This window comes from Flavobacterium sp. 25HG05S-40, from assembly GCF_052654735.1.
Genome location: NZ_CP199750.1, coordinates 1827689 through 1845260, shown reverse-complemented (window position 1 = coordinate 1845260; position 17572 = coordinate 1827689). Strand labels below are relative to the sequence as shown.

The following is a 17572-nucleotide window of genomic DNA, read 5'->3' as shown; positions in this document are numbered from 1 at the left end:
AATGCCTGAAATAGTGAACCATATTTATATAAAATGCTTTTTTTAGGTTAATTTATTGCCGAATTTAAGATTTAGAATTTTTATTAAGTCTCTCAAGTATTCATTTTACCACAACATTACCATAACATTTATTAGTTTTCTATAAAAATTAAATCATAAATTGTCTAATCATTTTTTGGTTTAAGCCCTTATTTCAAACGTTTTAGTCATAATTGATGTTGTATAGTTTTTATATAGTAGCTTAAAAAATATTTATACAACATCTCCGTTATATTTGTTCTTATTAAATCTAAAAAAATACTATTATGAAAAAAATTACTCTTTTGTTTTTTCTTTTTTCAACCTTCTTGAGTATTGCGCAACAAGTAGTTGTTCAAAATTTTGAGACACCAACATCTTACAACCTCAATATTTTTGCGGGTCTTACTGGTTCTATCGTCACTGATCCAGCTCCAGGAGGCACAAGGTTAAATAGTTTGAGCCTTACTAGTGCTTCTACAGGAGAAGTATATCAGGGATGCGAAATTATTCAGTTGGTTAACAAATTTAAATTAACTACTGACAAAACAATGTCAATTGATGTCTTTTCTACTCAGGCATTCACGATGCTTGCTAAAGTTGAAGGAGGAACAGGAGCGCCGAATTCAGGAGCTTCACAGAACTACACCACTCCTAATGCATGGCAGACTTTAACGTTTACCTTTACACAAGGTTTGGACAATACCGCTACAGCAAATGGAAGTTATGGCAATCTAGTATTGTTCCCGAATTGGAATCCAAATAATGCTGGGTTTTTAAGTCCTCCAGGTAATTTTACCTTGTATGTGGACAACATTACAAGCGAAGCTACACCAATTGTAGCAGAACTAGTACCAACTACAGCAGCACCAACTCCTCCGAACAGACCCGTTGCTGATGTAAAGTCAATATTTAGCGATGCTTATGCCTCTGTCGCCACTTTAAATTACGCTGGTGCAGATGGTCAGCCATCTAATGATAATACTTTTAACACATCTTGGTGTTCAGCTTCAACTACATTAATTCAAGTAGCAGGTAATGATACCAATAAAATTACAGGTTTAGGTTGCGAAGGAATCGCCTTTTTAGCAGGTAGAATTGACGCAAACGACTTTACACGTTTCCATATTGATATTTGGACACCAACAACCACACAAGACAAAGTTTTTAGTTTTAAGTTTTCTAACTGGGGTGGTACCAATGGTGAAACCAATGCCTATGAATATACCGCTACTAATGCAAATGTCTTGACAAGTGGATCAGAAGGAACATGGATTTCAATTGATTTGCCATTCTCAGCACCAACATTTAACTGTATTAATACGCCTCCTGGAAATGGATGTCCTGGAGTTGGTGATTTAGCACAGTTCGTAATTACTTCAAATTTAGGAACGGTATATTATGATAACTTATATTTACACAAAAATACAGTTCTAGGTATTGATGAGAATGTAGCTCCAATAGTTAAAATGTATCCAAATCCAGCAACTAATGTTTTAAACATTGAATCAGTTTCAAGCATTGAAAAAGTTGCTATCTATAATGTTTTAGGACAACAAGTAATTTCTGAAGTTCCTAACAAAGAGCTTGTTTCTATCGATGTTACTAATCTTCAAGTTGGAGTTTACGTTGTAAAAACTACTATTGGTGGAACTGTTTCTTCGTCGAGATTTATTAAAGAATAATTTTAAGTTAATTAGATTTGAAAAGCACGAGATTTATTTCGTGCTTTTCTATTTATATTCTTCATTTAATGCTTAATTTGTGGAAGTAATTCAATTTGTTTCATTGTAAAATCTGCACTAAAGTTATCCTATGGCGACTAAAAACTATCCATTCTTAAAATCGTTAAGCATAGCACTTTTACTGGTGCTATCTAGTATTGCTCATGCACAGGATTTTCCGCCAATTGTAAAATACAATACGTCAGTTTATAAGGCAGGAAATCAAAATTGGATGATTTCTCAGGATAAAAATCAATATATCTATATTGCAAACAATGATGGTTTATTAGAATTTAACGGTTCAAATTGGATACTTCACCGGTCTCCTAATGAAACCATTATGAGGTCGGTAAAAGTAATTGGAGACAAAATTTATACGGGCTGCTATATGGAGTTCGGCTTTTGGGAAAGACAAAGTAATGGAAGATTGAAGTATACTTCTTTAAGTCGCAAAATCAAATCGAAAATTTTAGTCGATGAACAGTTTTGGAACATCTTAAATTATGAACAATGGGTAATAATACAATCTCTAAATAGAATATATATTTATGATACAAAATCCAATAATTTTAAAATTGTAATACCCCAAAGCAATATTTTAAAGTCTTTCAAAGCAGCTAATTCCATATTTTATCAGACTGTTAATTTGGATTTGTTCGAAATTGAAAATGGCACGAGTAAGTTAGTTGCCAATAATTCCATTTTAAAAAACAATAAAATCGTTAATATTTTTGCCGTTGATGAAGGGTTGTTAATACACACTCAATTCAATGGATTTTATAAATTAATAAGCGGTAACTTATTCAAATTCAACACGGAGGCTGATGCAGAAATAGCAGCAAGTAGCATCTATAGCAGTCAAATGTTAAAGGATAATAGTTTTGCTATAGGAACCATATCAAATGGCGTATTCATACTGACCCCAAATGGTAAAGTTAAGTACCACATAACGCAGAACAAAGGGCTATCCAACAATACCGCTTTATCAATACTTGAGGATGCTGATAGAAATTTATGGATTGGTTTAGATAATGGAATTGATTGTATTAATTTACAATCCCCAATCAGAAGTTTTCTTGATGATACAGGCATGCTTGGTACCGTTTATGCTTCTATTCTGCACCAAGGAAAATTGTATGTTGGAACCAATCAAGGCTTATTTTATAAAGATTATGCAAATGATAGCCAATTCAAATTTATCAATGGAACCAAAGGACAGGTTTGGTCACTTTTTATTCATGAAGGAACTCTCTTTTGCGGTCATGATTCAGGAACTTATATAATTGACGGCGGTTTATCCAAATTAATTTATTCTCAATCGGGAACTTGGAAATTTGAAGTTGTCCCCAGTAAAAGCAATTACATCCTTCAAGGAAACTACTATGGTATTTCTGTTTTAGAAAAAGTTAATAATCAATGGGTTTTTAGAAACAAAATCTCTGGATTTAATTATTCCTCTAAATATTTTGAAATTACTAATTCAAATGAGGTCTATGTAAGTCATGAATATAAAAGTATTTTTAGATTTCAGTTAGATTCTGGCTTCAGAAAAGGCACAAAACTATTTGCTTATAAATACCCAATCAAAGGAAAGAATGCCGGATTGTCAAAGTTTAACAATTCAATTTATTACGCTAATAAAGACGGAATATTTAAGTTAAACCAAAAAACAAAACAGTTTGAAAAAGATGCTTTATCAAGTACTGTTTTTGAAAATGGAGAATATACGTCGGGAAAGTTGATCCTCGATATCACCAACAAATTATGGGTATTCACAAAAAATCATATCAACTATTTCAGCGTAAATAAATTAAGCTCTGATTTAAAAAAGAATGTAATTTCAATTCCGGCCTCGATTACCAACTCGATGTTAGGTTATGAAAATATTACACAGCTTTCTAATTCTCAATACCTTATTGGAACTACTGATGGGTATTATACCTTTAACATTAATGATTTAAGTTTTAAGAACCACAATGTGGCTATTTCAGATATAAGTATCAATAAGCTCAATGAAAAACAGACAAGTTATTCAATTGCTGAGCCAGGTAACTTTTCGCATGATGAAAATAACATAACCATAAGTTATACTGTTCCTGAATATAATAAATATATTATTGCCGAGTATGAATATCTGCTTGAAGGCTTTCAGGAAAAGTGGAGTGGATGGAGCTCAAATTCATCTGTTAGTTTTAAAAATTTATCACCTGGAGAGTATACTTTTAAAGTGCGTTCCAAGGTAGTTAATTCTCAAACTGAAAATCTTGCAGTTTATAAATTCACAATTAACAAGCCGTGGTATTTAACCAATTTAGCTTTAATTGTTTACTTTTTATTGTTTTGCATTATAGCCTATTACATCAATAGGGCTTATGAGAAATACTACTTTAAGCAAAAGAAAAAATTAATTGATGAAAATAATCTTTTATTGGAAATCAAAGAACTGGAAAATGAGCAACAATTAATGAAATTGCGAAACGAACAGTTGTCTTTAGATGTTAACGAAAAGAGCAGAGAGCTTGCCATTTCTACTATGAGTTTAATAAAAAAAGACGAGCTGTTAGCATTAATTAAAGAGGATTTAAAACACTCTTCGGATGAAACTAGTTCAAGAAGTATTAAGTCTGTAATCACAACAACAATTAACAAAAACATATCTGTTGATAATGCATGGAATGCTTTTAAAGAGGCGTTTGATATAGCTGATAAAGATTTCTTAAAGAAGGTTAAACAAGCACATCCTTCATTAACACCAAACGATTTACGACTTTGTGCCTACTTAAGATTGAATTTATCTTCAAAAGAAATTGCCCCATTATTGAATATTTCTGTACGAAGCGTTGAAATCAAACGATATCGTTTGCGTAAAAAAATGGATTTACCGCACGAAAAAGGTTTAGTTGAGTATATTCTTTCTATTTAAATTTCTTTGAAATCTAGAATTTAACTATACATCAACTATACATAGCGATGATTACAGTGCAGTAATTAACGAATACTAACTATTGAAACATAACTAAAATTAGTCATTGTAGACTTTTTTTTGTCAAATACCTGCTTGTATAGTTTGTATAATTTATTTCTTTCTATTGGAAAAACATAAAAATGTAAATTTACAAAATCATAAAATTTATATCAAATTTTTAGTAATAGTTTAAAAAAAACAAGATAATAAATCGTTATGTATAATTATTTACCGAATTAGTTAAACTCATTGCATTACATCATTCTCAAGATTAAAATTATTTCCTAAAACCAACATTCTCAAAACATGAAAAAAATTATTTTATTATTAACCCTTATTACTTTTTCAAGTTCTATTTTTTCACAAGGCAACAAAGTAGTGGTTTCATCAAATAACGATGGAATGAAGCTTACCGTTGACGGCAAAGATTTTATTGTCAATGGTATGAACTGGGATTATTTTCCAATAGGTACAAACTACAACTATAGTTTATGGAAACAATCGGATCAAACTATACAGCAAGCGCTAGATGAGGAAATGGGACTGCTCAAAAATATGGGGGTTAATACAATTAGAGTGTATTCCGGTATGCCAAAGAAATGGATTGAATATATCTACACAAATTATGGCATTTACACGATGCTTAACCATTCCTTCGGAAGATACGGATTGACATTAGATGGTGTATGGACGCCAAATACTGAGTATTCCAACCCTAAAACTAAAGCATTATTGTTATCTGAAACTAAGCAAATGGCTTCAGAATATAAAGATACAAAAGGACTTCTCTTGTTTCTACTCGGAAATGAAAATAACTATGGTTTATTTTGGGATGGCGCTGAGACTGAAAATATTCCTATAAAAGACAGAAAGTCAACGGTTAGAGCGCAATCAATGTATAAGCTTTTTAACGAAGCTGTAGTTGCTATGAAAGCTGAAGATTCTTCACATCCTATTGCTATTTGTAATGGAGATTTATTGTTCTTGGACATTATTGCAAAAGAATGTAAAGATGTGGACATTTTTGGAACCAATGTATATAGAGGTGTTTCATTTGGGGATTTATTCGAGCGCGTTAAAAAAGAGTATGGAAAACCTGTTTTGCTTACAGAGTTTGGTTCTGACGCTTTTAATGTGCAAACTAATCAAGAGGATCAAAATGCACAAGCTTTTTATCTTAAAGGAAATTGGAAAGAGATATATGAGAATGCTGCCGGAATGGGGAAAGCAGGAAATAGCTTAGGTGGTTTTACTTTTCAATTTAGTGATGGTTGGTGGAAATTTGGACAAACAAAAAATTTAGATATACATGATGCTAATGCTTCATGGTCAAACGGAGGTTATCAAAAAGATTTTATAGAAGGTCAAAACAACATGAACGAAGAATGGTTCGGAATCTGTGCAAAAGGACCAACAAACGATAAAGGTTTATATCAATTGTATCCTCGTGCAGCTTATTACGTTTTAAAAGAATTACACCAATTCAATCCTTATGCAGAGGCTGTTTCCAAAACTGCAATTAATAGTCATTTTGAGAAAGCACAACTTATGGATGCTGCTTTGCGTGCAAGAGGTGATAAAGCAGCATTACAAGGTAATGATGGTGATATGATAAAAATTAGTAGTTTAAGAGCTGAGTTTACTACCTTTAATACAGGAGGTAGTTTAATTACAACCCCTGAATCAGCGGATCCTGATGGTACTTCTTACCCCAATAAACTAGGTTTTGATCATATGCAATCTTATTTTATAGGTGTTGAAGGAAAACCATCAGCAAACATGAGAGCTGAAGTTACTTTTAACGTACTTGGAAATGTAGCTGAAAACCCTATCGATGAAATTTTTTACGAAAATGTTGGAAGACGTTCCACTTTTGTAGGTGTAAATGGTGAGGATGAAACTAATGTTGTATTAAATGATATTCAAAGGGTTAGAGTGTATCAAGCAGAATTTGAATGGAACGAAAAAGAGTTTGATTTAAAAGGCTTTTATAGAACCGGTCACTATCACTGGGGCTACGAAGGAGACTTTTTTGGATTGTATCCAGAAGCCAATTATGGCCCTAATTTAGATATATATAACGGTGAAATTTCTGGGATAGAATTTGAAGCAAAAGGAGCTTTTAAAGGTTTGAAATTTGCAGCTGGTCCTCAATTATGGTGGGGTGCCAATCCAACGGCTTTATTAAAATACCAACGCAAGTTTGGCAAATGGGATGTAACGGGTATCTATCACAGAGATTTTAATACAGATGTTAGATTTGATGAAACAGGTCGACGTGTATTAAACCAAAATCAACTGCGTTCAGGGGTTATTCCACCATGGGTAACTCAGCGCGCTACTCTAGCTGTTGAAAGAAAATTTGGAAAATTCGGTATTGCTGTAGGAGGTATTTGGGGAGGAAATCCACTAAATGGAAGTTCTTATCAAGACATCAATGATAATGGAGTTGTTGTAGAAGATAAAATTAAAACCAGTGATAATTGGGGTGGTAAGTTTAAATTGACGTATCAAGGAGGTAAATTCAATTGGTATGGACAAGGATCTTACTTAGGTTTGGTAGCTGGCGGTGGTGCAGACCAAACACAAACGTATACAGGCTGGAAATTGAAAGATTCTGGTAGTGGTAATATGGTCAATTTATTGTCTGGTCTAACATACTCTTTTGGAAAATTTCAAATAGCTCCAAATTTCATGTACCAATCACCTTTGGTTGCAGCAATTCCTAATAATTATGGAGGTCCTGCCAGATTAAGAAACTTTATTGATGATCCATTTGCAGTAAGAAACGGTAACAGAGAAATGTATGGTTATGAGATGTTAATTACTTTTGATCAAACTCCTGGCACATGGATGTATGAATGGGATAATGATAGATCAGAAGATGCCAAGTTTGCAATGAATTTAGGATTTGTTTACAGAAGACTACCTACTACTACGGATGCTCATATCGGTTTCTTAGCGGATCGTTCGTTCTTTGCCTTTGCCACTTCTACGCCAGCAGAGGATTTATGGGAAGTAAATTCTAGAATGGTATCAAAAATCAGCCCTGACCTTGGTATAATTGCTAATTTTTATATTGGTAACGGACAAGCCAATGGAGATTCTGAAAGAACCATCAACCGATTTGGATTTGATGTAAGAACGATCTATAAAAAATGGAAACTGATGTATGCGCTTAAGCTTAACGATTGGGGACCATTTGACTATCATAGAGATTTCAACTTAACGTTCCCTGTACAAACCATGCTCGATGTTTCTTTGAGTTTAGGAAAACCAGATTGGTTTATTTTACCAAATACAAGAATTGGTGTGAGAGGTACGTGGAGAGGTTTAGATCAATATTCTCCTAGATATTCTCCAAATACGACTGCGGAATTTGAAACAGAGCCTATTATTAGTCCTGTTGGTTTTCCTGATGGTAGTGAATGGGAATTTAGAACCTATATTCAAATCAATATTGGCAAATAATAACGGTTTATTTTAAATTTTTATAAAGCATTAAATAACATTAAAATATACAATCATGAAATACAAGTTTAATAAAAAATTAAGTTTTACAAGTTTATTAGCGATAGCTATATTGCTTGGCTTTACAAATTGTGAAAGAGACATTTCTGATGATGCCGTCTTAGCAACTTATCCAAAAACAGCTAACATTTTTACAGATGTTCCTGTAGGGTTAACTGATGCTTTTTTTGAATCTTTTGACCCTGCTGGTGGCGCAAATCCAACAGGTTTTGGAACCGATGATGATGTGGCTTATATCGGAAATACTTCTATTAGAATAGATGTTCCGGCTCCTAACGATCCGGATGGAGGCTACATTGGAGGTATCTTTAGAGATAGAGGTGAAGGTAGAGATTTAACGGGTTATGACGCCCTAACGTTTTGGGCGAAAGGTTCTACGACTGCTTCTATTGGTACTGTTGGTTTTGGAGTAGATTTTGATGAGAATAAACATCAAGTAACTGCTGATAACATTCAGTTATCTACTGATTGGAGAAAATACATAATTCCTATACCAGACCCTTCTAAATTAACCCAAGAACGTGGAATGTTTATCTTCTCTGCAGGAACACAGAGTAGCAATGGTTTCGGTTTTACTTTTTGGATTGACGAATTAAAATTTGAAAAGTTAGGTACCATAGTGGCAAGTCAGGCTTCAATAATGAGTGGTAATAATGTTTCAGAAACTACTTTTGTTGGAGTTAACTCTAATGTTGAAGGCATTATATCCACTTTTAATTTGCCAAATGGTAGAAATCAAATAGTAAATTTAAGCACCTCTTATTGCAACTTTACCTCTTCTAATCCAAACGTTGCAACTGTTGATGAAAATGGAAGAGTAACCTCTTTAAGCCAAGGAACTACTGTAATAACTGCTACAATTAATGGAGTACCTGCTACGGGCAGTTTAACCATTAATTGTGTTGGGGCTTTTACTAACGCTCCAACTCCTCCAACAAGAAATCCAGCTAACGTAATTTCAATCTTTTCGGATGCCTACGCTAATGTTCCTGTAAATTATTACAACGGATATTGGGCTCCTTGGCAAACCACTTTGTCGAGCGATTTTACTGTTGGTACTGATAATGTACTAGGGTATTCCATTTTCAATTTTGTGGGTATTGAATTTAGTAGTCCTACAGTGAATGCTACAGCAATGACGCATTTCCACTTAGATGCTTTTATTCCTGGACCTGTTGCTCCTGGAAGACAATTACGAGTTATTGTAGTAGATTTTGGTGCCAATGGTGCCTTCGGAGGAGGCGATGATACACGTCATTCCACAACATTTACAGCACCAACGTTAGTTTCCCAAAATTGGGTACAAATTGATATTCCATTTTCTGCAATGCCAGGTTTATTAAGTAAATCTCATCTGGCACAAATTATTTTAGAAGGTGGAGATAACTCTGTACTTTATGTAGATAATATGTACTTCTACAATTAATAAATATTAAAATTAAATCATAAAAAATGAATACTACATTAAAAATAGTTCTGTTATCCAGCACATTTGCTCTATTTATAGGTTGTTCCCCTGATGAAAAACAAAAGGTTACGACAAAAAATAAATTAGTAATGAGTGAAGAGTTTAATGTTGATGGTGCTCCAGATCCTGCTGTTTGGGCTTTTGACATCGGAGGCAATGGATGGGGAAATAATGAATTACAATACTATACCGATAGACCAGAAAACGTTGTGGTTCAAAATGGCTACTTAATCATCACTGCCAAGCAGGAAAGTTATTTAGGAGCCAATTTCACTTCTGCCAGACTCAAAACGCAAAATTTATTCAGCCAAAAATATGGTCGTTTTGAAGCTAGAATCAAATTGCCTCTTGGCAAAGGTTTATGGCCGGCTTTTTGGATGCTGGGTAGCAATATTGATCAGGTTAGTTGGCCACAATGTGGTGAAATTGACATCATGGAATATTTGGGAAATAATCCAACTGAAGTTTTGGGAACTCTTCATGCTCCGGTTGTTTTTGGTGGAAATAGTTTATCTAAAAGATATAGTTTAACAAATAGCAGATTTGATACTGATTTCCATGTTTTTGGTGTTGAATGGACTGAAAAACATATCAATTGGTATGTTGATGATGTTTTATACAGCCAAATCACAAGAGCTAAAGTAGAAGAAGAAGGTGGCGAATGGGTATTTGATAACGACTTTTTCATGATATTGAATATAGCCGTAGGTGGTAATTTACCTGGAAACCCAGATGCTAACACAATTTTTCCACAAAGAATGATTGTTGACTACGTTCGAGTTTATCAATAATATATAATCAACAAAATCATGAACAAATCAATAAAAATATTTAGCGTCTTATTTGTTTTTCTAAGTTTTATCGCTTGTGATATTTCAGATGAAGATAATGTTGCTATAGGCGAAACCGTTGCCAAGTATACTTATGTTAGAGAAGAAGCACCTGGTAAAATTGAATTTATTAATACATCAGATAATGCAGATAGTTTTGCATGGGACTTCGGAGATGGTACTAGTAGTATTGCTAAAAATCCTGTAAAAAGTTTTGCTCTCACAGGAAATTACGAAGTTACACTTACAGTTGAAAATACCAAAACAGGTGCTACAAGTACATTCAGTAGTACAATATATGTATTTGTTTTTCAAGGTGGATTAGTTATTAATGGCGATTTTGAAACAGGAACGTCGCCATGGACTTTAGGTGTTGCAACCGCTTTACCCTCAGGGCTTTTGGTAACTCAAAATGATAATACTTATTTTTCTATTCCAGTTAACGCAGTAGGTAACCCTTTTGATGTTAATTTATCACATATTGGATTAAACTTAACGCAAGGAACCACTTATCGACTTACGTTTGATGCATGGTCTGATGTGAATAGAACTATGATTGTAGGTATTGGTTTAAGTGGCAACCCATTTACGAATCAATCTGTAACAAGAAATTTAACTACAACGGTTCAAAATTTTAGTATTGATTTGGTGGCCAATTTTACTAGTACCAATTCAAGAGTCATTTTTGACATGGGCGCGGCATTAGGCAGAGTAAACATAGACAACGTTACACTAAATCCTTTGCCTTAGATTTTACCAAAAAAATATAAATAATTAATGCCTTCATTTGAATTTTATGACCGATTCACAAACTCTTACATCTAAAGATAAGACTAAAATTGAGTTTCAAGATGTAATGATTAACGACGATAAGTTTTTCAAAATCGCGAACCATGACCTGATGAGACCGTTTTTTATGAGCTTGGTCAGCGATTCTAATCATTGGCTTTTCATTTCAAGTAACGGTGGTTTAACCGCAGGAAGGAAAAATGCTGAGTTTGCTCTTTTTCCGTATTATACTGATGATAAAATAACGGAGTTTGCTGACATCACAGGTAGTAAATCCATTTTTCAAATTCATGTAAACGAGGAAACTTTTATATGGGAACCTTTCTCAGAACGTTTTAATGAAAATTATAATTTGACCCGAAATTTATACAAAAGTGTATACGGAAATAAAATAATTTTTGAAGAGGTACACCATGATTTTCAGTTGACATTTCGATATGAATGGAGTACTAGTAATGTCTTTGGTTTTGTGAAGACTTCAACAATAATTAACCATTCGGATTCCGATTTAGCAATAACACTTGTAGACGGTATTCAAAATGTGCTACCACAAGGCGTAAACAGTGATTTACAAGCTACAACGAGTAATTTAGTTGATGCTTATAAAAGAAATGAACTTCATGAAGATAGCGGTCTCGGAATATTTGCTTTAAGTGCCATAATTGTTGATAAAGCGGAACCAAGTGAAGCCCTAAAGGCCAATATAGCTTGGTCACTAGGATTGGATAATCCTATTTATTTACTTTCATCGAAACAACTTCCTGCATTCAGAAACATTCAAAAAATGGTTCAAGAAACGGATGTTAAAGGGGAGAAAGGAGCCTATTTTGTCTCAACAACACTATTGTTAGAAAAAGGATCATCAAAGTCTTGGAAGATTATTGCTAATGTCAATCAAAATCAATCACAGGTTATCCAATTAACGGATGCTATTTGTAACGACAAGTCATTAAATAATCAATTAGTTGCGGATGTCGAGTTAGGAAAACAAAATCTGATAGCGCTAAATGCTACAGCAGACGGATTGCAATTTACCGCAGATCATCGTAAAGATACCCGACACTTTTCTAATGTATTATTCAATATAATGCGCGGAGGTATTTTTGATCATAATTATCAAATCGAAAAAGCAGACTTTGTCATTTACTTGGCTAAAGCAAATAAAGCAGTTTTTGAAAGCGAAAAATCATTTTTAAATAATTTACCGGAAGTTTTTAATTATTCTGATTTTCAAGAGTTGCTTTCAAATAGTGATAACGCTGACTTAATTCGATTGTGTATCGAATATTTACCTTTGAAATTTAGCAGAAGACACGGTGATCCTAGTCGACCATGGAATAAGTTTTCTATCAATACCAGAAGCGAAATAGACGGTTCTAAAATATTAGATTACGAAGGAAACTGGCGCGATATTTTTCAAAACTGGGAAGCATTATCCTATGCCTATCCTGAGTTTATAGAGGGAATGATTCATAAATTTCTGAACGCCTCTACCTTTGATGGTTACAATCCGTATCGCGTTACCAAAGATGGTTTTGATTGGGAAACAATTGAACCTGATAATCCTTGGTCCTATATTGGCTATTGGGGTGATCATCAAATTATCTATTTATTAAAATTCTTAGAGTTTATTGAGAAGTATCAACCCGGAAAATTGAATTCTTATTTTGATAAGGAATGTTTTGTATATGCAGCAGTGCCTTACACTATAAAATCATATCAGGACATTTTAAAAAATCCAAAGGATACAATAGTATTCAATCATGAATGGGATGCCAAAATAAATAAACGTCGTCTTCAAAATGGTGCCGATGGTGCGTTGCTCAGAGATAATAACGATGAAATTTATCACGTCAATTTAATCGAAAAAATATTGGCAACTGTTTTGGCAAAAATGTCCAACTTTATTCCTGAAGCAGGTATCTGGATGAACACGCAACGACCAGAATGGAACGATGCTAACAATGCTCTTGTTGGTAATGGAGTTTCTATGGTTACGCTTTATTACTTAAGAAGATTTCTTAAGTTTTTCCAACAATTATTAGAAAATACAAATCAGGAAACAATTAAGATATCTAATGAAATGGTCGAGTTTTATCATGCCATTAGAGAAAACCTGATCGCTTTTCAACCGCTATTATCGGGTTCCATTTCCAATCAAGATCGAAAGAAAATTTTAGATGCATTAGGTCAAGCTGCGGCTGAATACCGTTTTCAAGTGTACAACAGTGGTTTTTGGGGTAAAAAACGAACGCATTCTATGGATGGTTTGCGAAAATTTACTCAGGTCAGCATCGATTTTATTGAACATGCTATCAAAGCCAACGAAAGGGAAGACCAGCTTTTCCATGCCTATAACTTAATGTCTGTTGAAAACGATGGTATTTCGATTTCACACCTGCCGGAAATGCTTGAAGGTCAAGTTGCTGTGCTAAGTTCAGGATTTCTTTCAGCAAAAGAAGCGCTAAACACATTGGATTCTTTGCTAAATAGTGCTTTGTATAGAAGTGATCAAAACAGTTACATTTTATATCCAAACAAAGCACTTCCTAAGTTTTTAGAGAAAAACACAATCCCAAAAGACAAAGTAGCACAATCGGTTTTACTGAATCAATTATTGAAAAACACTAATCTTTCACTTATAAACCAAGACATTAAAGGCAATTATCATTTCAATGGCAATTTTCATAATGCCAATGATGTAAAAGAAGCACTTAATCAGCTTGGCAATGTAGCTGAATTTAAAGACTTAGTGGCATCAGAATCCAATTTGGTGCTCCAAATTTTTGAGGATGTTTTCAATCACAAAGCTTTTACAGGACGTTCCGGAACTTTTTATGGCTATGAAGGATTAGGCTCTATATATTGGCACATGGTTTCAAAACTGCATTTAGCGGTTCTCGAAGTTATTAATGCGGCCTATAAAGATAAGGAAGATCCAATGATAATCAAATCGTTATTGGTGCATTTTGACGAAATTGGAGACGGAATCGGTGTTCACAAATCACCTGATGTTTACGGCGCTTTTCCAACAGACCCTTATTCGCATACGCCTTTTAATAAAGGAGCGCAGCAACCTGGTATGACAGGACAAGTAAAAGAAGATATTCTAACTAGAATAGGTGAATTGGGTGTTGAAATGCATAACGGTAAGTTACAGTTTTACCCAAGATTTCTTAAAAGAGAAGAATTCCTTTCTCAGGATACTGAAGTGACTTTTGTAATGGTAAACGGAACAAAAAATACTCTAAAACTTGAGAAAAACACCTTAGCATTTACTTTTTGTCAAGTTCCGATACTTTATAAAATAGCTTCTGCAAATAAATTAATAGTGCATTATAGTAATGGTACTAATGTCACTTTTGAAAAACTAGAATTGAACGAAGAAGAGAGTACCAAAATCTGCAACAGAACAGATGAGATTTCAATGGTTGAAGTTTATTTATCTGATGAAAACCTACGATAATGAAAAGTTTACTTTACATCATATTACTAGTTGGGATATCATGTAATCAAATGAATACAAGAAATTTAGTTGCAAAAGAAATGACGGCAGAAAAGTTATTAGGAAATGTTAATTATCAAGCCATTTGTTATGGTGGATATAGAACTAATACAAGAGAAAAACAACCAACAGTCGCAGAAATTAAAGAAGATTTAAAAATACTTTCTGCATTAAATATTAAAGTATTGCGCACTTACAATGTGCATTATGAAGAAGTTTCCAATTTGTTAAAAGCGATAACCGAATTAAAGAAATTGGACTCCAATTTTGAAATGTATGTGATGTTAGGAGCATGGATAGACTGTAAAAATGCTTGGACAGGGTTTGCACCAGTGCATCACGAAGAAAGTCCACGCAATGCTATTGAAATAGAAGAAGCAGTAAGATTAACAAATCAATATCCGGAGATAATCAAAATTATAGCAGTAGGCAATGAAGCGATGGTGAAATGGGCAACTAGTTATTATGTTACACCTAATACTATTTTAAAATGGGTATTGCATTTGCAAAATTTAAAAAAAGAGCACCGATTGCCTAAAGAGGTTTGGATAACCAGCTCGGACAATTTTGCTTCTTGGGGTGGAGGTGATAAAGAATACCATGTAGAAGATTTAAACCAATTGATTAGAGCAGTAGATTATATTTCGATGCACACGTATCCAATGCACGATACGCATTATAATCCTGTATTTTGGGGAATAAAAGAAAACGAGTTGCCTTTATCAGATAAAGAAAAAATAGATGCTGCTATGGTTAGAGCTAAAGAGTATTCCGTTGCGCAGTACAATAGTGTTGTTAATTATATGAAATCAATTGGCGTAAGCAAACCGGTTCATATTGGCGAAACAGGATGGGCATCAATGTCCAACGAACATTACGGAAGTGAAGGATCAAAAGCAACTGATGAGTATAAATCGGCTCAGTTTTATAATCTAATTAGAGCATGGTCTAATGAAAATAATATTTCGTGTTTCTATTTTGAAGCGTTTGATGAAAACTGGAAAGACAGCAAAAATCCGTTAGGTTCAGAGAATCATTTCGGTTTAATTAATTTACAGTCACAGGCAAAATATGTGTTTTGGAATCAAGTTGACGCACAAGTTTTCAAAGGGTTGACTCGAAATGGAAAGCCTATTACAAAAACCTACCAAGGTTCTGAAAAAGCACTTTGGTTGGAGGTTAAAGTGCCGAATTCGATTTTAAAGAATTAAATGAAATGGTAAGTAATAAGAGTAAAATAGTTAATAGTAAATTTTTGATAATAGCTTGTCTTATGGCATTCTCATTGCATACTTATAAAGTGGAAGCACAGTTAAATGTTCAAGTTTATGAAACTTCCGAACGAGGCAATTCTTTGACAAAAGTGACTCAATTTTCAAAGGAAGGAACTCCAGTTGTTGTAACAATCAATCCTGATGAAAAATTTCAAACCATCACAGGTTTTGGAGGTTCGTTTACAGAAGCATCAGCCTATTTGTTAAACCGATTAAGCAAAGCCAATAGAAAGAAAGTATTAGATGCTTATTTTAGTGAAGCCGGCGCCAATTATTCGCTTACCCGAACGCACATTGCCTCTTGTGATTTTTCCTTGAGTAATTATACATACGCCAAAGTCGAAAATGATCTCACAATGGAACATTTTACTATTGAAGATGATAGATCAGATTTGATTCCGATGATTTTAGAGGCAAAAGCTATTTCTAAAGATGGTTTTAAAATAATAGCGTCACCTTGGTCTTGTCCGCCTTGGATGAAAGACAATAAAAAGTATGTAGGCGGAAAACTATTACCCGAATATAATGATGCTTTTGCTTTGTATTTTTCAAAATACTTGCAAGCGTATCAAAGTGAAGGAATTAACATTTGGGGAATAACCGTGATAAACGAACCACACGGCAACGGTAACAATTGGGAAAGCACTCATTTTTCTCCAGAAGATATGACTTTGTTTGTGCAACATCATCTTGGACCCAAATTAGAAAAAGAGGGTTGGAAAGACATTAAGATTTTTGGCTACGATCAAAACAGAGCGGGTTTGCCAGAATGGGTTGATGCAATGTATAAAAATGACGCTACCTCAAAATACTTTGCTGGAACTGCAATTCATTGGTATGAAAGTACCTATGATTATTTTCCGGAAGCATTACAATATGCACATAAAAAGGCTCCCAATAAATATTTGATTGAAACAGAAGGTTGTGTCGATTCGGAAATCCCTCATTGGAATGATAATGCCTGGTATTGGAAAAAAGAAGCTACTGATTGGGGTTGGGATTGGGCTAGTGAAAAAGACAAACATTTGCATCCAAAATATGCGCCAGTGAATCGCTACGCCAATGATATCATAGGTTGTTTAAACAATTGGGTAGATGGTTGGGTCGATTGGAATATGGTTTTAGACAAACAAGGTGGACCAAATTGGTTTAAAAATTGGTGTATCGCTCCAGTCATTGTTGATCCCGAAAAAGACGAAGTTTATTTTACGCCTTTATATTACACCATGGCACATTTTAGCAAATTCATGCGACCTGGTGCTGTAAAGATTGGATGTGTAATTGATAATAAAGATTTAATGACAACCGCTGTAAAAAATCCAGATGGTTCTATTGCGGTAGTAGTTTTTAATCCAACAACAACGAAACATTCCATTGAAATAAAATTCAATAAACAAAATACAATTATTGCTATTGATGCAAAAGCATTACAAACTATAATGATCAAACCAAACTAAGTACATAATTT

General features: G+C 33.9%; 9 protein-coding genes. All 9 read left to right on the top strand.

All coding sequences use genetic code 11. The features are described from left to right. The first annotated feature begins 305 nt into the window (after positions 1 to 305). The 9 genes from ACULEU_RS07990 to ACULEU_RS07950 all read left to right on the top strand — a co-directional run bounded on the left by ACULEU_RS07990 (position 306) and on the right by ACULEU_RS07950 (position 17561). Positions 306 to 1703, top strand: coding sequence for a T9SS type A sorting domain-containing protein (locus ACULEU_RS07990; protein WP_445452076.1), 1398 nt, complete (start codon positions 306 to 308; stop codon positions 1701 to 1703). Between the two features lie 130 nt (positions 1704 to 1833). Then, positions 1834 to 4665, top strand: a complete 2832-nt coding sequence (locus ACULEU_RS07985) for a triple tyrosine motif-containing protein (RefSeq protein WP_445452075.1) — start codon at positions 1834 to 1836, stop codon at positions 4663 to 4665. A 348-nt stretch (positions 4666 to 5013) separates the two neighbouring features. Then, complete coding sequence (locus tag ACULEU_RS07980) at positions 5014 to 8178, top strand: glycosidase (RefSeq protein ID WP_445452074.1); 3165 nt, start codon at positions 5014 to 5016, stop codon at positions 8176 to 8178. 55 nt (positions 8179 to 8233) lie between these two features. Further along, the gene (locus ACULEU_RS07975; protein ID WP_445452073.1) at positions 8234 to 9664 is read left to right on the top strand and encodes an Ig-like domain-containing protein; all 1431 of its coding nucleotides are present in this window, start codon (positions 8234 to 8236) and stop codon (positions 9662 to 9664) included. 26 nt (positions 9665 to 9690) lie between these two features. After that, positions 9691 to 10497, top strand: a complete 807-nt coding sequence (locus ACULEU_RS07970; RefSeq protein ID WP_445452072.1) for a glycoside hydrolase family 16 protein — start codon at positions 9691 to 9693, stop codon at positions 10495 to 10497. An 18-nt stretch (positions 10498 to 10515) separates the two neighbouring features. Continuing rightward, a complete protein-coding gene (locus ACULEU_RS07965) occupies positions 10516 to 11286 on the top strand; it encodes a PKD domain-containing protein (RefSeq protein ID WP_445452071.1) in 771 nt (256 codons plus the stop codon). 46 nt (positions 11287 to 11332) lie between these two features. Continuing rightward, positions 11333 to 14791: a hypothetical protein gene (locus ACULEU_RS07960; RefSeq protein WP_445452070.1), complete on the top strand. Its 3459-nt coding sequence runs from the start codon at positions 11333 to 11335 to the stop codon at positions 14789 to 14791. Positions 14792 to 14841: 50 nt separating this feature from the next. Then, positions 14842 to 16041 (top strand): glycosyl hydrolase family 17, encoded by a 1200-nt coding sequence (locus ACULEU_RS07955; RefSeq protein WP_445452069.1) that lies wholly within the window; start codon positions 14842 to 14844, stop codon positions 16039 to 16041. Positions 16042 to 16103: 62 nt separating this feature from the next. Continuing rightward, positions 16104 to 17561, top strand: a complete 1458-nt coding sequence (locus ACULEU_RS07950; protein ID WP_445452068.1) for a glycoside hydrolase family 30 protein — start codon at positions 16104 to 16106, stop codon at positions 17559 to 17561. The last annotated feature ends 11 nt before the right edge of the window (positions 17562 to 17572 follow it).